Source organism: Actinoplanes subglobosus (assembly GCF_042650585.1).
GTDB classification, from domain to species: Bacteria; Actinomycetota; Actinomycetes; order Mycobacteriales; family Micromonosporaceae; genus Actinoplanes; species Actinoplanes subglobosus.
Genome location: NZ_JBHSBL010000014.1, coordinates 99520 through 117087 on the forward strand (window position 1 = coordinate 99520; position 17568 = coordinate 117087).

At 68.3% G+C, this 17568-nt stretch carries 18 protein-coding genes and 1 tRNA gene; 12 read left to right on the forward strand and 7 right to left on the reverse strand.

All coding sequences use genetic code 11. The annotated features are described in order from the left end of the window. Window positions 1–123: 123 nt before the first annotated feature. Window positions 124–774: a PASTA domain-containing protein gene (locus ACFO0C_RS14020; RefSeq protein WP_378067031.1), complete on the forward strand. Its 651-nt coding sequence runs from the start codon at window positions 124–126 to the stop codon at window positions 772–774. On the opposite strand, the gene ACFO0C_RS14025 is transcribed toward ACFO0C_RS14020, so the two are convergent. Continuing rightward, window positions 771–1127, reverse strand: a complete 357-nt coding sequence (locus ACFO0C_RS14025; protein WP_378067032.1) for a hypothetical protein — start codon at window positions 1125–1127, stop codon at window positions 771–773. The genes ACFO0C_RS14020 and ACFO0C_RS14025 overlap by 4 nt on opposite strands. A 329-nt stretch (window positions 1128–1456) precedes the next feature. Here ACFO0C_RS14025 and ACFO0C_RS14030 point away from each other — a divergent pair, with 329 nt between their 5' ends. The 3 genes from ACFO0C_RS14030 to ACFO0C_RS14040 all read left to right on the forward strand — a co-directional run bounded on the left by ACFO0C_RS14030 (window position 1457) and on the right by ACFO0C_RS14040 (window position 3177). Then, window positions 1457–2338 (forward strand): helix-turn-helix domain-containing protein, encoded by an 882-nt coding sequence (locus ACFO0C_RS14030; protein WP_378067033.1) that lies wholly within the window; start codon window positions 1457–1459, stop codon window positions 2336–2338. Continuing rightward, window positions 2308–2526, forward strand: coding sequence for a DUF397 domain-containing protein (locus ACFO0C_RS14035; protein WP_378067140.1), 219 nt, complete (start codon window positions 2308–2310; stop codon window positions 2524–2526). The genes ACFO0C_RS14030 and ACFO0C_RS14035 overlap by 31 nt, the downstream gene beginning before the upstream one ends. Window positions 2527–2745: 219 nt before the next feature. Next, on the forward strand, window positions 2746–3177 hold the full coding sequence (locus ACFO0C_RS14040) for a hypothetical protein (protein ID WP_378067034.1): 432 nt from the start codon (window positions 2746–2748) through the stop codon (window positions 3175–3177). A gap of 14 nt (window positions 3178–3191) precedes the next feature. Here ACFO0C_RS14040 and ACFO0C_RS14045 read toward each other — a convergent pair whose 3' ends face one another. The 3 genes from ACFO0C_RS14045 to ACFO0C_RS14055 all read right to left on the reverse strand — a co-directional run bounded on the left by ACFO0C_RS14045 (window position 3192) and on the right by ACFO0C_RS14055 (window position 5252). Beyond that, window positions 3192–3812 (reverse strand): hypothetical protein, encoded by a 621-nt coding sequence (locus ACFO0C_RS14045; RefSeq protein WP_378067035.1) that lies wholly within the window; start codon window positions 3810–3812, stop codon window positions 3192–3194. Window positions 3813–3987: 175 nt separating this feature from the next. Further along, window positions 3988–4791, reverse strand: coding sequence for a WecB/TagA/CpsF family glycosyltransferase (locus ACFO0C_RS14050; RefSeq protein WP_378067141.1), 804 nt, complete (start codon window positions 4789–4791; stop codon window positions 3988–3990). 378 nt (window positions 4792–5169) lie between these two features. Further along, window positions 5170–5252, reverse strand: a tRNA-Leu gene (locus ACFO0C_RS14055). 232 nt (window positions 5253–5484) lie between these two features. Here ACFO0C_RS14055 and ACFO0C_RS14060 point away from each other — a divergent pair. From ACFO0C_RS14060 to pknB, 7 genes are all read left to right on the forward strand, one after another. Then, window positions 5485–6270: an FhaA domain-containing protein gene (locus ACFO0C_RS14060; RefSeq protein WP_378067142.1), complete on the forward strand. Its 786-nt coding sequence runs from the start codon at window positions 5485–5487 to the stop codon at window positions 6268–6270. 5 nt (window positions 6271–6275) lie between these two features. Next, complete coding sequence (locus tag ACFO0C_RS14065) at window positions 6276–6758, forward strand: FHA domain-containing protein FhaB/FipA (RefSeq protein ID WP_093620755.1); 483 nt, start codon at window positions 6276–6278, stop codon at window positions 6756–6758. Continuing rightward, a complete protein-coding gene (locus ACFO0C_RS14070) occupies window positions 6755–8116 on the forward strand; it encodes a BofC C-terminal domain-containing protein (protein WP_378067036.1) in 1362 nt (453 codons plus the stop codon). Before ACFO0C_RS14065 ends, ACFO0C_RS14070 begins: the two co-directional genes overlap by 4 nt. Window positions 8117–8192: 76 nt before the next feature. Beyond that, window positions 8193–9653 carry an FtsW/RodA/SpoVE family cell cycle protein gene (locus tag ACFO0C_RS14075; protein ID WP_378067037.1) on the forward strand — a complete coding sequence of 487 codons (1461 nt, stop codon included), beginning with the start codon at window positions 8193–8195 and terminating at the stop codon, window positions 9651–9653. Continuing rightward, window positions 9650–11152: a peptidoglycan D,D-transpeptidase FtsI family protein gene (locus ACFO0C_RS14080; protein ID WP_378067038.1), complete on the forward strand. Its 1503-nt coding sequence runs from the start codon at window positions 9650–9652 to the stop codon at window positions 11150–11152. Before ACFO0C_RS14075 ends, ACFO0C_RS14080 begins: the two co-directional genes overlap by 4 nt. Before the next feature lies 1 nt (window position 11153). Next, the gene (locus ACFO0C_RS14085; RefSeq protein ID WP_378067039.1) at window positions 11154–12515 is read left to right on the forward strand and encodes a serine/threonine-protein kinase; all 1362 of its coding nucleotides are present in this window, start codon (window positions 11154–11156) and stop codon (window positions 12513–12515) included. Then, on the forward strand, window positions 12512–14269 hold the full coding sequence (pknB, locus tag ACFO0C_RS14090) for a Stk1 family PASTA domain-containing Ser/Thr kinase (protein WP_378067040.1): 1758 nt from the start codon (window positions 12512–12514) through the stop codon (window positions 14267–14269). The genes ACFO0C_RS14085 and pknB overlap by 4 nt, the downstream gene beginning before the upstream one ends. Window positions 14270–14330: 61 nt before the next feature. Here pknB and ACFO0C_RS14095 read toward each other — a convergent pair whose 3' ends face one another. Genes ACFO0C_RS14095 through ACFO0C_RS14105 form a run of 3 tightly spaced genes read right to left on the reverse strand, consistent with a single transcriptional unit; the run spans window position 14331 to window position 16259 of the window. Continuing rightward, window positions 14331–14981, reverse strand: a complete 651-nt coding sequence (locus ACFO0C_RS14095; protein ID WP_378067041.1) for an aminodeoxychorismate/anthranilate synthase component II — start codon at window positions 14979–14981, stop codon at window positions 14331–14333. A gap of 4 nt (window positions 14982–14985) precedes the next feature. Then, complete coding sequence (locus ACFO0C_RS14100; protein ID WP_378067042.1) at window positions 14986–15246, reverse strand: hypothetical protein; 261 nt, start codon at window positions 15244–15246, stop codon at window positions 14986–14988. Window positions 15247–15251: 5 nt separating this feature from the next. Then, complete coding sequence (locus ACFO0C_RS14105; protein ID WP_378067043.1) at window positions 15252–16259, reverse strand: class E sortase; 1008 nt, start codon at window positions 16257–16259, stop codon at window positions 15252–15254. Between ACFO0C_RS14105 and ACFO0C_RS14110 the strand changes: the two genes are divergently transcribed. Beyond that, window positions 16246–16638 (forward strand): hypothetical protein, encoded by a 393-nt coding sequence (locus ACFO0C_RS14110; protein ID WP_378067044.1) that lies wholly within the window; start codon window positions 16246–16248, stop codon window positions 16636–16638. The two genes, ACFO0C_RS14105 and ACFO0C_RS14110, sit on opposite strands and share 14 nt — an antisense overlap. The last annotated feature ends 930 nt before the right edge of the window (window positions 16639–17568 follow it).

The following is a 17568-nucleotide window of genomic DNA, read 5'->3' on the forward strand; positions in this document are numbered from 1 at the left end:
GCCGATGTCTGTGAAATGGCCGACGACGCTGCTTTCCCCTGGTGGAAACCACGTTGGCCGAGCAAGATTCGATACCTTGACGCTGCGATGAGCGCGGATGCACGGAGCGGAAGGAACGCGGCGATGCCCGAGGAGCGCGATCCGGAGCCGATGGGTGACCGTCCTGATTCAGGCGATCGGGACCGTGACGTGTGGACCGGGCGTGCCGGGGTCCGGCCCTACGGTGCGGTGCCACGGGACCCCTACGACCGGGAGGGGGACTGGGCCGACCCCGGGCAGACCGAGCCGTCCGGTCGCTGGTGGGCGCCGATCGCCGTCGGTACCACGTCGCTCGTCCTGCTCGTTCTGCTGGTTCTCGGCGGCATGCTGATCGTCCAGAACCTCGGTGACGAGACGGACACGCCCGAGGCAACGCCGTCGGCCGCTCAACTTCCGGCCGAGACGGGTGCCGGTGTCGCCACGCCGCCGATGGGGACCACGGCGACAGGTTCAGCGACCACGGACGCGGCCGATCAGGAGGTGAATGTGCCTGCGCTGCGGGGCATGCCTCTTGCCGACGCGCAGGCGGCGCTGGAGCGTACCGGCCTGGGATGGCGGGTGATCCGCCGGGCGAGTGAGGCCGAACCGGACACGGTGATCGACTGTGACCCCGCGGAGGGCCAGCAGGTGCCGTCGGACACCCGGGTGACCCTGATCGTCGCGTCAGCGAGGGCGGGCACGCCGACGACGTCGACGCCCGTGACTACCGCGCCCTCGGTCGGCGCTACCGGTTAGCGGTTGGTGGTGCGGATCGGCCGGGCGGGGAGGACTCCCGGCCGGGTGGCCGGCTGACGGCCGTTACGGGCCCGCGGATCGGGCGCTTTTCCGACCGGGCGCAGCCCGTTGACCTGGACGAAGATGGATCGGCGCTCGACCGCGTCACCGGCCGAGTTCAGTTCGTAGCCGTCCAGCCAGACCCAGCCCTCGTAGGTCGGCCAGTCGTGCACCCGGATGACCCGGAACAACATCGGTGATGCGAATTGGACGCTCGCCGCTTTAGTCACGTGGATGACATCACCGGACCGAGGTAAAACCACGTCATCTCCTGCCCTGAGACTCGTGTGGGATGTGGATGGTGACAAGTGCATCAGTTTGCCGCCTCGATGCACTTTTGCAAGTCTTCGACGGTTTTGACCATCGAAGGAGGTTGCGGAACGTCACTATCGCCGAACAGCCCCACCCGTGTCGGGGCGGAAGTCCACAACGGACTGCCTAAGGCTCGGCGCCCCGTGATGGACGTCGTTTGGTGCTTTTCGTCGGACTTGCCCACGCCCCTCAAGAACATTAAGTGACGCTAGCCATACGGAAAGATTGCACCACCAGTCCCGTCGATGCAAGTTGCATGTCACGCTTCCGTGATTCTCCGTGATCATCCACTGTGCTTGAACGATCATGAACGGGTCGGAAGACTGGGCTGGTGAATCGACGCCGCAGTCCCACCCTTCGTCGCCGCCGCCTCGGTGTGGAACTGCGCAGACTCCGCGAGGCGGCCGGCGTGACCATCGACGTGGTGGCCGAACGGCTGGGCTGTTCGCCATCCAAGATATCCCGCATCGAAACCGGACATACCAGCGCTACGACCGCCGACGTAAGCGACATGTTGGCTTTTTATGGCGTTAATCCGGACATTGCGGAAATTCTCGTCGGAATTGCTCGAGACGCTCGCCAGAGAGGTTGGTGGCATCCGTACTCAACCGTCCTGAACAGCACTTATGTAGGTTTCGAGGCAGAAGCTAGATCAATTAGGACGTACGAGCAGCAGGTCATTCCAGGCCTATTGCAGAGTGAGGACTACGCCCTGGCTCTCATCGGATCCGCCCAATGGGATGACACCGACCAGAGAATCGCGCAACGAGTCCGCGTCCGCATGCAACGCCAGTCGTTGTTGATTCAGGACGATCCAATCGATCTCTGGGTGGTGCTCGATGAAGCGGTGGTGAGTCGCCCGGTCGGTGGCCACGAGGTCATGCGTGAGCAGTTGCTGCATCTGCTCGAAGCGACCCGTCTGCCGAACGTGACTCTCCAGATCCTGCCGTTCGCTGTCGGCGCACACGCCGCGATGGACGGCGCGTTCGCGATCCTCGACTTCCCCTCGGACGGTGACCCCGACCTGGTGTTCGCGGAGAACGCGGCCGGCGGGCTCTTCCTGGAGAAGGACGACGAGCTCCGTAAGTACCGGGAGGTGTTCGACACCATCCGGGCCGCCGCCCTGGATCCGGATGCGTCCAGCGAGATGATCAAAGTGCTGGTAGAGGAGCCATTGTGGAAATCGAGGCGAAGGGCCTCCGAGTCGATCTGAACCACGCGCGGTGGTTCAAGAGCGCGCGAAGCGGCCCTAACTGCGACAACTGTGTCGAGGTCGCGTTCGTCGGTGAGGCGATCGCGGTGCGGGACTCGAAGAACCCGTCGGGACCGGCGCTGATCTTCACGACGGCCGAGTGGGACGCGTTCGTGGGCGGTGCCAAGGACGGCGAGTTCGACCTCTGAGAACGTAGGCACGGCCGGCCCAGCGATCCGATCGCACGGGCCGGCCGTTGCTATTTGCCCGACTCTGCCGTCGCTGTGTGCGATTCGCCTCGTTGAAAAGTCCAAGCGCGGACCGGACCGCGCTGTGGGCCGGGACACATCACCGGCTGGTTCTCAGCGCTGCCCCGAGAGTTCGGGTGCCGCACTGAGCGCGAGCCCGAACATAGGCAAGGCAGACAGATGACGATTGGTTCCGACAACCTCAGCAACGGTTCGTCGACGGCGCAGGACAGATTCAGTGGCGGGGTGAGCGCTTACCGGCAGGGCCGACGGGAGGCGCTGGCATCCGACAACGACACCGAGCTGATGTCCCGTAACGGTTCCGGGCTGCCGATCCGGTCACCCGGCCGGTCACACGCCAGCATCGAGCCGTCCAGCACCCTGGACCGGGCCTCGAAACTTCCGTCCCTCGACCTGAACGACCCGGTCTTCTCAGCGGGCTGGGCCGACTCGTCGAGCCAGTCGATGGCCGACCACCCGCTGCTGCGTGGCCTGTTGCTGGAACTGCCGGCCCGCGGCACCCTGCCGCCGTCCGAGTGGCTGGACCGCTGGTTCGAAGCGGCCCGGTCCATTCTGGAGCTCCTCTACGTTCAAGAAGCCAAGAAGCATTAAGTACGGCTACCGCGTCAGCGGGCGCCGGCCGGGGTCCGGTCGCGATCCCGGTCGAGCGGAGCCAGCACCAGCGGGGCCAGCCGGCTGTGCCGCAGCGCGGCCCGGATGCCGATGACGGCGACCGCCAGCACGATCACGATGGCGGCGACGCCGGCCGTCGTGGTGGCCTGTCCACCGGGCAGCGCCACCAGACCGGCGGCGATCGGCATCCCGATCAGCGCGGCCAGCCCGGTGACCTGGAGAGGCGCGGCCAGTAGCGGATGTGCCGCGGCCGCCCGCAGGGCAGGTGGCACCGGAGTGCGCGGCGCGGTCGAGAAGGCCCCCGCGCCACGCCGGACCCAGCCGAGACGGCGGACGGTCGCGGTCAGCACGAACAGGGCCGGAACGGCCGGCAGCAGCGCGGCCGTCGGTGCCGCCGAGACGCCCGGCACCAGGCCGGAGACCAGTGGCACCGCGGCGAAGACCACGACGCCCGCACCGACCAGCGCGGAGAGCAGCCCGGCCCGGCGCCGGAGATGGAGCGCGCTGGCGGCGGTGGGCATGCCGTCGGCCAGCAGCCCGGCAGCGAGCCAGACGGCGGCGAGAGCGCCGATCAGGATGACGTCCACAGCGGTGTTCACATCGACAGCGTTCACCGTTTGTGACGGTTGCGAAACCGGGATATGCCCGGACGTGGTACCCCTACGGGTGCGGTGTCACTTTCAGTGCGCGACAAGTCGCGTTCCGTAGAGGATCTCGCGGACTATGTGGACAAATATGGTCGCTCAGTAAGTGATCTGTGACACGCTGTCGGATAGAAGATCCAAATGCTCAGACGGCGAACTCGGCCACCGGCACCGTCGCCGGAGCGGGCGGGGTCGCCTTCCACAGGCCGAGTTTCTGCGCGCCGAGCCGGCTCAGGTAGGCCGGGTTCAGCAGGACGTACCGCTTCCACAGCCGCTTCGGCTCCAGGCCGAGACGCCACAGCCACTCCAGCGCGTACTTCTGCATCCACGCGGGCGGGTTCTTGAGCAGGCCGGCGTGATAGTCGAACGCCGCACCCACCGCCAGCAACGGCATGTCCAGCAGAGGCCGCATGGCGTAGGTGAAGACCTCCTGCCGCGGGCATCCGAGCCCGACCAGCACCACCCGGGCCCCGGACGCCTTGATCCGCTCAGCGATCGCCTCCGGCTCACCCGGCTGTGACTTGCGGAACTTGGACGCCTCCACGCCGGCGATCTTCAGAGCCGGGAACATCCCCTGCAGGGCGGGAACGAGCCGCTCGAGAGTCGGCTCGGTGGACCCGTAGAGGTAGACGGGCAGACCCTCGGCGGCGGCCTGCTCGACCACCTTCAGAGTCAGGGTCGGCCCATACACGCGATCGGTCAGCCCGGCCCCGTGCAGCAGATTGAGCGCCCACCGAACCGGCTGCCCATCCGGAGTAACAAGATCAAAAGAGTTCAGCCGAGCGTTGTGAGCGGGATCCTCGACCCCGGTCATCACACCGTGTACGGCCAGAGCGGTAACCGCGAACGGCCGCTGCTCCCGAGCCGCCTCGATGATCCGAGCCGTAGCAGTCGCGTAGTCGGTCGCATCCACAAGCACCCCGAGAACGTTGCGCTTGCCCTGCGCCACACCAGCACCAGTCGCCGTCACGACCGCACTCCACCCTGCAGACCGAATAAAGCCGCGAGCATAACGCCCCCACCACCTTCACCCGAAAGGCGACGAAGCCTCAAGTCGAACCAGTGGACCAGTAGCCGTATCCCCACAAGTTTTTGATCTTGGCTTAGCCATGACCGATCCACCTGCCGCGCCCACCCGGGGTAACCGCAACAGACTCACCTGCCGCGCCCACTCACCTGCCGCGCCCACCCGGGGTAACCGTGACCGATCCACCTGCCGCGCCCACCGTGATGCGGGGTTCCCGGGGGCTCGGCCCCCGGGGTAGAAAAGACGAGAGCGACCACAGGTCTGCGCTTTCCGCAGACATGGGTCGCCCATTCGATCTCGTGGGGATGGGGGGAGTTGAACCCCCACGTCCTTTCGGACACACGGACCTGAACCGTGCGCGTCTGCCATTCCGCCACATCCCCATGTGACTTGCCTCCAAGATCATACATCTGACCTCTTCGGCTGAAGCTGGCCGGTCGGGCCTGCTTCTTGTTACTCGCTGCGACAGACTACGCTGTCGCACGTCACCTAGCGAGTTGATATCGCCCCGGCAACGGAGGAAACACTAGCACGGCGTTGCGGGGCGCCATACGAGGGTCAGAAGTGCCGGCTGCTCTTGGGCTACAGATGCGCAAGCGGTCGCCGGATACCATCATGTCCTCGGAACCCGAGGAGGAGCCGGTGAGCGTGCTGCAGCGCTTTGAGAAGCGATTGGAAGGCCTGGTCGAAGGGGCCTTCGCGAAGGTGTTCAAGGGTGTCGTGCACCCTGTGGAGATTCTGAATGCCATGCAGCGGGAGGCCGAGGCGCACAAGGCCATCCTGGCCGGTGGCCGCACTCTCGTGCCCAACCGCTACGTGATCGATCTGTCGCCCTACGACCACAGCCGGCTGGCGCCGTATGCCGCCGCGCTGGCGCAGGAGCTGGCGCAGTCCCAGGCCGAGTTCATCGGCGAGCAGGCCTGGACGGTGTACGGCGACGTGATCGTGGAGATCGAGCGGGGCGATGGCCTGGACACGGGCATGTTCCGTGTCACCGCGGAGGTGTACACGGGTGGCGAGGTCGCCCCCGTGCAGCAGCCCGCGTATGACGCCGCCCCGCAGTATTCGCCCTACGACCAGCAGGGTGGTGGCTACCAGCAGCATCACCACGGTGGTCCGCGGAGTGTGGGCCTGGTCTCCGGCGATGGCCGGACCTACCCGCTCCAGATGGGCTCGACGGTGATCGGCCGAGGCGACCAGGCGAACCTGCGTCTGCCCGACGTCGGCATCTCGCGCCGGCACGCCCGGCTGGACTATGACGGCAACCAGGTCGTGCTGACCGATCTGGGCTCGACGAACGGCACGATGGTCAACGGCCAGCGGGTGTCCGCCGTCGCGCTCAACCCGGGCGACATGATCCAGCTCGGCACGACCACTCTCACCTTCCGAGTGGACGGCTAGCGACCTTGCCCGAATTCGTCCTCACCGTCGCCCGGTTCGGATTTCTCATCCTTCTGTGGATCTTCGTGTTCACGGTTGTCGGGGTGATCCGGCGGGATCTCTTCGCGGGCGGCCGGACCAAGAGCATCGTCGCCAGCCCTCGGGGGGTGGGTGGCGCGGTGCTCCAGGGCCGGCCGGCGAAGGTGAAACGCGGTAAGGCAGCGCGGCAACTGGTCGTGACTGCCGGCAACCTGGCCGGCACGAGGATCACTCTCGGTGAAGCCCCGATCACGATCGGGCGGGCTGAGGATTCGACGCTCGTCATCACCGATGACTTCGCGTCGGCCCGGCACGCCCGTCTGGTGCCTCGCGAGGGCCAGTGGTTCGTCGAGGACCTCGGCTCGACCAACGGCACCTACCTTGATCGCGGTAAGGTCTCCGGACCCACTCCAGTCCCCCTTGGCGTTCCGATCCGGATCGGGCGCACTTCCCTCGAGTTACGGCCATGACCCTGACCCTGCGCTATGCCGCTCAGAGCGACCGCGGTCTGATCCGAGACCTGAACCAGGACTCCGTCTACGCCGGGCCGCGACTTCTCGCTGTCGCGGACGGCATGGGCGGTATGGCCGCTGGTGACGTCGCATCCAACATCGTCATCGCTGCGATGGCCCATCTCGACGACGACGTCCCCGGGGACGCCATGGTCGACGCCCTGCGGCACGCCGTCGGGACAGCCAATCAGCAGCTCCGTGACACCGTCGACGCCAACCCGCAGCTGGAGGGGATGGGGACCACGCTGACCGCGGTCCTCTTCTCCGGCAGCAAGTTCGGGATGGTGCACATCGGCGACTCCCGGGCCTACCTTCTGCGCAAGGGTGAGTTCGCGCAGATCACCAAGGACGACACGTACGTTCAGATGCTGGTCGACGAGGGCCGGGTCAGTCCGGAGGAGGCGAGTAGCCATCCGCAGCGATCGCTGCTCACCCGGGCACTGGACGGCCGCGACATCGACCCGGAGTACTCGGTTCGCCAGGTGCTCAAGGGCGACCGCTACCTGATCTGCAGCGACGGGCTCTCCGGAGTGGTCAGCGGCGAGACGATCGGCCAGACGATGCGCGAGCTGGCCGACCCGAAAGCGTGCGTCGAGCGGCTGGTGCAGCTGGCGCTGCGCGGCGGCGGGCCGGACAACATCACGGTCATCATCGCCGACGCCACCGACGCCGACATCATGGAGCAGTCCCCGATCGTGGGCGGCGCTGCGTCACTCGACCGGGGCAACACCACTGTCGCGGACAGCTCCACCTCCGCGGCGCGGGCCGCCGCGCTGAAGCCACCACCCCGTCCGGCCCAGCCGGAAGCGACCGGTGGCTACGAGCGTGACGCGGAACCGGCCGGCCATCCGGTCCGGACGACCCTGATGGTGGTCGCTCTGCTGGCGGTGCTCGGCGGTGGTCTGTGGGCCGGCTGGCAGTACACCCAGAACCAGTACTACGTCGGCGCGACCGAGCAGGGACAACTCGCCATCTTCCAGGGCGTGCCCGGCCAGATCGCCGGCTTGGACCTGTCGACGGTGAGCGAGACCAGCGCGGTTCGGCTGGAGGACCTGACCACGGCCGCCCAGGAGCGGGTCAAGGAGGGCATACACGCTGCCGACCAGGCAGCCGCCCGGACCACCCTGGCCGACCTGACCAGCGAAGAGCCGTCGAACCCGAACCTCAAGCCGATCTGTACCGCTGCCGGAACGGCGCCCTCGACTGCGGCTTCGCAGAGCCCGGCGCCGAAACCGAGCGGGTCAGCCTCCGCTCCGGCTGCTTCCGAAAGTGCTCCGTCGACGGTCGATCCGGTCGGGTGCCGGACCGTCGACTGAGCACGGCCTACCAGTCTGGGGAAGATTCTTGACCGCGTCCGCCGTACCGGCTCCACCGCCCGCTCCCACGGGCGAGATGTCGCGTATCCGGGGATTGAAGACTCGCCGCAACGCCGAACTCGGACTGCTGGTCTTCGCCATGCTGCTAGTCGCCGCGTTCGGCGCGACGGTGGAGGCCAACCAGTTCGACGAGATCCGGGCGAACTTCTGGGTGCCGGCCGGCCTGATCGGCATCCTCTTCTTCGGCCTGCACATGGTGGTGCGGTTCACCGCGCCGTACGCCGACCCGGTCCTGCTGCCGGCGGTCGCGCTGATCAACGGCATCGGCGTGGCCTTCCTGCGACGGCTGGACCTGGCCCGGGCGATCGCCAACGATCTGCCCGAGCCCGGTTTCTTCGCCGACACGAGCGGCCGTCAGCTGGCCTGGACACTGTTGTCACTGGTCCTGGCCGCGGTGCTGCTCCTGGTCATCCGGGATCACAAGGTCATCTCGCGGTACGCGTACACGCTCGGCCTGGTCGGCATCGTGCTGATGATGATCCCGGCCGTGCTGCCACGCAGCCTCTCCGAGGTCAACGGCGCCAAGCTGTGGATCAAGTTCGGGTCGTTCTCGATCCAGCCGGGTGAGTTCGCGAAGATCGCACTGGTCTCCTTCTTCGCGTACTACCTGGTCCGCAAGCGCGAGGTGCTGTCGCTGGCCAGCCACCGCTTCCTCGGCATCGACTTCCCGCGCGGCCGTGACCTGGGTCCGGTTCTCACCGTCTGGCTGTTCAGCCTCCTGGTCCTCGTCTTCGAGAAGGACCTCGGTACCGCTCTGCTCTACTTCGGCCTCTTCGTCGTGACGCTGTACGTCGCGACCGAGCGGTCCAGCTGGCTGATCATCGGCCTGGTCCTGTTCTTCGGCGGTGTGTACCTCGCCTACCTGCTGGGTCGCTCCGTCGGTGGCCCGTTCGCGAACTTCTACGACCGTGCCGAGCTCTGGCTCGACCCGTTCTCCCAGGCGAACTACAACCGCCCGAGCGGTAACAGCTACCAGCTCGTCCAGGGTCTGCTCGGCCTCGGCACCGGCGGCCTGTTCGGCACCGGCCCGGGTGCCGGCTCGCCGGGCCGGGTCCCCGAGGTCCGGACCGACTTCATCTTCGCCGGCCTCGGCGAGGAGGTCGGCCTCTTCGGCCTCTCCGCGATCCTGATCATCTACCTGCTGATCGTGGAGCGTGGCCTGCACGCAGCCCTCGCGGTCCGCGACTCGTTCGGCAAGCTGGTCGCCGGCGGTCTCGCCTTCACGCTCGGCCTCCAGGTCTTCGTGATCCTCGGCGGCATCACCGGCCTGATCCCGCTGACCGGCCAGACCACCCCGTTCCTCTCCGCCGGTGGCTCGTCGCTGATGGCGAACTGGTTGCTCATCGCGATGCTGCTACGGATCTCGGATGCGGCCCGACGGCCCGCGAACACCCCGGCCGAACGCGGCGGGGTCGGCGGACCGAAGAAGGCACCACCCCAACTGCACGGCGCCATGACGGAGGTGATCAAGCCGTGAACGCCCCTCTCCGACGCTCCGGTGTCGTCATCCTCGTCCTGTTCGCGCTGATCTTCGGCAAGCTCAACTGGATCCAGGCGTACAAGGCCGACGAGTACCGCACCGACGCCCGCAACAACCGGGTCCAGATCGCCGAGTACGAACGGCCCCGCGGCGTGATCGAGGCCGGCGGCGAGACGCTGGCCTCCAACACCGAGACCGAGGGCGAACTCAAGTACCAGCGGATCTACCCGAAGAAGGAGATCTACGCGCCGATCCTCGGCTACAAGCCGGTCAACATGGGTGCCGTCGGTGTCGAGTCGTTCGAGAACGACATCCTCTCCGGCTCCAGCGACAAGCTCTTCGCCGACCGGCTCAGCGACATGTTCACCGGTGACAAGACCGGTGGCGGCAACATCGTGCTGTCGGTGATCCCGCGGGCTCAGCAGGTCGCCTGGAAGCAGATGACCGACAACGAGCGCGGCGTGACCAAGGGCGCGGCAGTCGCGATCGACCCGGCCACGGGTGCGGTCCAGGCGATGGTCTCGATGCCGAGTTACGACCCGAACCCGCTGGCCAGCCACGACGACAAGGTGGCTCTGGACGCGTACAAGAAGCTCAACGCCAACGATGGTGAGCCGCTGCTGAACCGGGCCGTCGCGAACACCCTGCCGCCCGGCTCGGTCTTCAAGGTGATCGTCTCGGCGGCCGCGCTGGAGAACAACTACGACCTCGACACCGAGATCCCGGCGGGCGCCGTCTACCAGGAGGGCGGCGCCACGATCCGCAACTCCGAGGACGAGGTCTGCCCCGGCAGTCAGATCACTCTCAAGGACGCGCTGACCACGAGCTGTAACACCGGTTACTCGAAGCTCGGCGTGAAGCTCGGCCGTGATGTGGTAATCGACACAGCCAAGAAGTGGGGCTTCGAGGACGAGTCGCTCTTCGTCGGTGACCTCGAGAAGCCCGACAAGGGCCTCCAGGTGGCGGCCAGCCGGATGGGCGCGATCGCCAACGAGGACGGCAGCGTCGACAAGTCCGCTCTCGCCCAGTCCTCGCTCGGTCAGCGTGACGTCCGGATGACTCCGTTGCAGGGCGCGATGATGGCCGCCGCGGTGGCCAACGAGGGCAAGCAGATGCAGCCCTACCTGGTGCAACAGCAACTCGACTCGGACCGCCGGACGATCTACACGGCCAAGCCGAAGGTGCTTCGGGAGCCCGCCAGCGCTGGCGTCGCCGAGGGTCTCAAAGAGATGATGATCAGCGTCGTCGAGAACGGCACCGGCAAGAACGCACGGATCAGTGGTTTCACCGTCGGAGGCAAGACCGGTACCGCGCAGAACGCCGAGGGCGCGGACCCGCACGGGTGGTTCATCGGCTTCGCGTACGACAAGGACGGTAAAGCGGTGTCCGCGGTGTGCGTCATGCTGGAGAACGTGCCCGGCGGTCATGCCAGCGCCGAGGCAGCCCGGATCGCCGGGCTCATCATGAAGGCCGCCGCGGGCCAGGGAGGGGACTGAGATGATCCGCCCGGGGGTCATGCTCGGTGGGCGATACCGCTTGGAGGAGCGGATCGCCGGCGGCGGCATGGGTGATGTCTGGCGCGGCACGGACGACGTGCTGGGCCGGACCGTCGCGGTCAAGATCCTGCTGCCGGCGCTGCTCGACGAGCCCGGCTTCGCCGAGCGGTTCCGCGGCGAGGCACGGACCATGGCCACCATCAATCACCCGGGCGTCGTGGACGTCTACGACTACGGCAGCGATCAGCAGATCGCGTTCCTGGTCATGGAGTACGTCGAGGGCGACGCCCTCTCCCGGACGCTGAGCCGGGTCGGCCGCCTGACGCCGGCGCGCACCATGGCGCTCGTCGCGCAGGCCGCCGACGCGTTGCAGGCCGCGCACGGCAACGGCATCGTTCACCGAGACGTCAAACCAGGCAATCTTCTGGTACGGCCGAACGGCACCCTGGTTCTCACGGACTTCGGCATCGCCCGTTCCGCCCTGGTCGGGCAGCTGACCGTGGCCGGCGCGGTGCTCGGCACGGCGTCGTACATCTCCCCGGAGCAGGCGGCAGGCGACGTCGCGACCGCAGCCTCCGATGTGTACGCTCTCGGCGTCGTCGCTTACCAGTGCCTCTCCGGCCATCGCCCGTTCGACGGGGCCACCCCGATCGAGATCGCGATGAAGCACGTCCGCGAGACCCCGCGACCACTTCCCGCCGACATCCCGCCCGCGGTTCGCGCCATCGTGGAACGCGCCATGGCCAAGGACCCGGCTGCCCGCTGGCCGAGCGCGTCGGCGATGGCCGCGGTGGCCCGGCAGGCGGCCTCCTCCCTGACGACCGCGCAGCAGCCGGTCGCCCCGCAGTCCGCTCCGCCGGTGCACAACTCGCGTCCGACGAGCGCCCCGCCGAACCGTCCGCAGTCGGGTGGCCCCACGTCGGGTGCCGCGCGGGCTGCGGTGCCGCGTCCGGTGTCCGGTGCCCGTGGCGCGGCTTCCGTGCCGTCCGCTCCTCCGGCCTCCCAGCCGATGTCGCCGGCGCCCCCGCCGTACCGGCCTCAGTCGGGTCCGCCGATGAACGCGTACCAACCGCAGCCCCCGGCCGCGAAGCAGGAGAGTTCCTTCGGGCGCCAGGTTCTGGTGGTCCTCGCGGTGGTGCTGGCTCTGCTGGTGCTGCTCTGCGCCGGGGTCATCTCTTTCCTGTTACGACATGGCAACAGCAACTCCGCCTCAGGCAGCACGCTGGGTAATCACAGCAGCTCTGGGGCTATCCTCCGCTCGGACGTGGTCGTCGACCCTGTGTCGGTGGCGTCGTACCGTCTTGCAAAGGCCGATGCCCAGCTCGGCTGGATCCGACCGAACGAAGGACGACAGACGTTATGACGGCTCAGGCCCGCCTGCTCGGTGGCAGGTATCAGGTCGGCGAGCTGCTCGGTTACGGCGGCATGGCCGAAGTGCACAAGGGTCGCGATCTGCGCCTGGGGCGTGACGTCGCGATCAAGATGCTGCGCACCGACCTTGCCCGGGACGCCACGTTCCAGGAGCGGTTCCGTCGTGAGGCGCAGAACTCGGCGGCCCTGAACCACCCAGCGATCGTCGCCGTCTACGACACCGGCGAGGAGATCTCGGCCACCGGTGAGAAGCTGCCGTTCATCGTGATGGAGTTCGTCAACGGGCGGACCCTGAAAGAGGTCCTCGCGCAGGAGCAGCGGCTGCAGCCACGCCGCGCCCTGGAGATCATCGCCGACATCTGCGCCGCTCTGGAGTTCAGCCACCGGCACGGGATCATCCACCGGGACATCAAGCCCGGCAACGTGATGATCACGCAGAACGGCCAGGTCAAGGTGATGGACTTCGGTATCGCCCGGGCCCTGGCCAGCGGCGCCACCACCATGACACAGACCAGCGCGGTCATCGGCACCGCGCAGTACCTCTCCCCCGAGCAGGCGCGCGGCGAGTCGGTCGACGCCCGTTCCGATGTGTACGCGGCCGGTTGCGTCCTCTTCGAGCTGGTCATCGGTCACCCGCCGTTCGTCGGCGACAGCCCGGTCAGTGTCGCTTACCAGCACGTGCGCGAGGAGCCGCGGGTTCCGAGCTCGGTCAACCGCGAGGTCCCGCCGGACGTCGACGCGATCGTGCTGAAGGCGCTGGCGAAGAACCCGCTGAACCGTTACCAGAGTTCCCAGGAGATGCGCGCCGACGCGCTGCGTGCCGTTTCCGGCCGCCCGGTCATGGCGACCCCGGTGATGAGCCAGGCCGAGACCGTGGCGATGCAGGGCGGTCCCCGCCAGTGGCAGCCGCAGGCCGCCACCACCATGCAGCGTCCGATCTCCGCGCCCCTGGGCGGCCAGCAGCAGCCGGAGAGCCGGTCGTCCTGGGTGATGGCCGTGGTCGCCGGTTTCGCCGTCCTCGTCGTGGTCGTGCTCGGTGTCGCCCTGGCGCTGTCGAAGTCCGGCAACGACAACGACAACCAGGCGCAGACTCCGACGTCCATCGGCATGCCGGATCTGGAGGGCATGAAGCCCGAGGAGGCGGAAGCCGAACTCAAGCGGGTCGGCCTGACGAATTACACCGCGCAGAAGCCCGACACGAAGAAGGACTGCGACGGCACCGTCGTCTCCCAGAGCCCGTCGAAGGGCGCCACGGTCGAGCTCACCGCCGAGGTCACCTACAAGGTCTGCAATGCGCCCGACCCGGTTACGGTGCCGAAGGACCTGGTCGGCGGCACCGCCAGCGCGGCCGAGGCACGGCTGACCAGTCTCGGTCTCACCGCCGACATCCAATCGGTGAACAGCTCTGCCGAGAAGGACCGTGTGCTCAGCGTCGAGAAGGCCGGCGACAAGGTTGACCCGGGGACCACGATCACCGTGAAGGTTTCCAATAACTCCCTGGTCAAGGTGCCCGACGTCGAGGGCAAGCCGCTCGTCGGAGCGCAGGCTCTGCTCGAGGCCCAGGATCTGATCGCCGATCCGGTCTTTGTTCAGGCGGACGGCGAGCCGGGCACCGTTATCGGTCAGAGCGTCCAGGCCGACAAAGAGGTCAAGCGGAACACCACGATCCAGCTCCAGGTGATTGCCGAGGTCGACCCGAACCCGAGCGTCTCGGAGTCGGCCGGAACCGGCGATGAAGAGCCCTGACCGACGGTAACGACGAAGGCCGGTGTCCCCTCGGGGTCACCGGCCTTTTCCGTACGGTCGATCAGGCGCCGGCGAAAGCGGCCCGGCGGCGGGTCTCCACCTCGGCGGCCAGGGCCGGGGCCTTCTCCAGGGCGGACGGCAGGCCGCACGACGCGAGCCAGTTCGCCAGCATGGTGTGACCGCCTTCGGTCAGCACCGACTCGGGGTGGAACTGCACGCCCTCGATCGGGAGCGTCCGGTGCCGCATCGCCATGACGACACCGGAATCGGTGGTCCCGGTCACCTCGATTTCCTCGGGGAGGGTGTCCGGGACGACCGCCAGCGAGTGGTAGCGGGTCGCCGTGAACGGGTCGGGCAAGCCGGCCAGCACACCGGTGCCCTTGTGGTGTACCTCGGAGGTCTTGCCGTGCAGCAGCTCGGGAGCGCGGGTCACGGTCGCCCCGAACGCGGCACCGATCGCCTGATGGCCGAGGCACACGCCGAACATCGGGATCTTCCCGGCGTATTCCTTGATCACGTCCATCATGATCCCGGCCCGGGTGGGCTCGCCCGGACCCGGCGACAGCAGGATGCCGGCCGCGCCGAACCCGCCGACGTCGGCGACCGAGATCTCGTCGTTGCGGCGGACCTCGCAGTCGGCGCCGAGCTGGCCGAGGTACTGCACGAGGTTGAAGACGAACGAGTCGTAGTTGTCGATCACGAGAATGCGCACGTCGTCACCTGCTGGGGCTCGGCTTGGGCTGGTTGGAGGCGGTGTCGTAGGGAACCTCGTCCGGGCCCTCTTCGCCCGGAATCGTGGAGCCGGCGTCCTGCCCGTTGCCGGCCTCGACCTGCACGTCGTCGAACGGCAGCAGCGGGGTCGCCCACGGGAAGATCACATACCAGAGGAGGGTCCCGACAGCGGTGAGCAGCACGACCGAGAAGGACAGCTTGCTCCAGACGCCGCCCGGCAGCTTGCGCCAGATCCACGCGTACATCGTCGTCAGGAAGCTTTCATCTCGGCGGGCATGCCGGCGTCGGGCAGGGTCTGGTCCCGCGGGACCGTCTTGACCAGCTCGGCGTGGATGATCAGGCGCTCGTAGTTGTTGAACTTCGGGTTGCAGGTGGTCAGCGTGAGCAGAGCCTTGGTCGCCTTGGCCTTCGGCTTGCCGGGCACCGGGGCGACCACTTCGACCTGGGTCGGCTTCACGACCTCCTGCTGGTAGACGTGGTAGACGTACCAGCTGTCGCGGGTCTCGACGCCGATGACGTCGCCGTCCTGCATCTCGTCGAGCCGCCAGAAGATCTTCCGGACCCGGTGGCCGGCGACCGAGAAGTTGCCGACCTGTCCCGGTTTGGCGGTCTCCGGGTAGTGGCCCGGCGCGTACCGGATGTCGTCGGGCTGGACGCCGTCGACGACCACCCACTTCTTGTCGAGTTTCGGGATGTAGAGGCGGCCCACCAGGTTGGCGCCGGGAGCCTTCGGTCCCTTCACCGCGCTGGCCGTCGGCGCCACCGTGGGGTCGGCCCACGCCTGGTCCAGCTCGGTGCCGAGGGTGTCCTGCTCGGCGTCGACAGCGGCCGAGTTGCCGAAGACCTGGTAGCCGGCGAAGAGCAGCACCACCAGACCGAAAGTGATCATCAGCTCGCCGGATGTGCGGATGCCGGTGCGGATCCGTGAGCCGACGGTCGGGCGGGTCAGTTCGGAGTAGACGCTCTTGTAACCCTCGTCGGTCTGCTCCGGGCGCAGCTTGACCACCCGCTCACCGCGTTTCGCCTTGGTGTCCTCGGACTGGTCGGGTTCCACGTCGGCCGGGATCCCACCCGAGCGGACCCCGGTGGCGGCGGGCGAGACCGACGCGGCACCGAGAGCGGCGTCCGGCCCGGCCGCCTCACGCGCGGCTTGCGCCGCTGCTCCCGGCGGCGGGACGGCCGGGGTGGCCGGTTTGGCGGGCGGGACAGCGGGCAACAGGCCGGTCGGAGCATCGACGGTACGGATGACGGCGGTCACGCTCGGATCGCGCGTCGGTCCGGCCGTCCACGCCGGCGCCGACTCGGTCGCCGATCCGATGCCGCCGGGCAGCCAGTCCGCGGTGCCGGTCGAGTTAGCCATGCCGGTCGTGCCGGCCACGCCGGTTGGGGTAGCCATGCTGTTCGGGCTGGCCATGCTGTTCGGGCTGGCCATGCTGTTCGGGCTGGCCATGCTGTTCGGGCTGGCCATGCCGTTCGGATTGGGTGCGCCGGCTGGACTGGTCGGGCCGGTCGGATTGCCGGGGCGCTCGGCCGGCGGCCAGGCGGTCCCGGAGCCGGGCTCGGCGCGTGACCAGCCCTGCTGCGCGCGACCCTGCTGGTCGGTAGCCGGAGCCCAGGTGGTCGTGGACCCGTCGTAGCCCGACCCCGGGATCGAGCCCGGATTACCTGCACCGTTGAGTGAGCCTTGCGCGGCAGCCGGGGCCCCGGCAGGCGAGTGGTGCGCCGCGGTCGGAGAGGGCACCGGGCTGAGCGCGGTGGTGGGCGCGGCCAACGGATTGTGTGCAGCCACCGGGTCGTGCGCGGCGGCGGCCGGACTGTGGGCGCCACCCGGACCCGGGGCAGGCCGCGTCCGCGGTGGTGCCGGAACCGGCACGCTCATCGAGCCGGCCGCAACCGAGCCGGCCGAACCGTGAGCGCCGACCGATCCCTGACCACCGGATGAACCGTGACCCGCGGTGAGACCAGGGACGTCGGGAGAACCATGCGCGGCGACCCCCGGAGCGCTGGGCGAACCGTGACGGGCCGCGGTTCCTTGTGCGCCGGGTGAACCGTAGGCCGCGGCACGGCCCGGGGTGCCGTGAGCTGCGGCAAGGTTCGGGGCGCCGGCGGAACTGTGAGGTGCGGGGAAACCTTGAGCGGCCGGTGAGCCGTGAGCGGCCGGGAGAGCCGGAGAACCGGGCGAACCGTGAGCGGCGGCCGGGCCGCCAGAACCGGGGACGGCCGCTTGGTTCGGGGCGACGACGCCCGGCTGCCCGGGGGCGGCGGCGCGGAGTGACGCGGCCGCCGAGGTGTCGATCTGCGCGGTTGCGGACGGATCCCACGTCGGCTGAGCCACGGGCGGCGAGACCGGCTCGGAGTGTGGCGCGGCGCGGCGGGGTGCGTACCCACTGGGGGCGGCTGTCTCTCCGGTGCCGTGCGCCCCGCTGAGCGCCCCGCTGACGGGTGCCGGTGACCGAGGTGTGGTGGCGGTGGGCAAAGCGGCGGTAGAGCTGCTCAGGCCGTTTGCGGGGGCCGTATCGCCGAAGGCGGGGAAGGACCCGGCCTCGGCGGCGGCCCGTCGCCGTGCC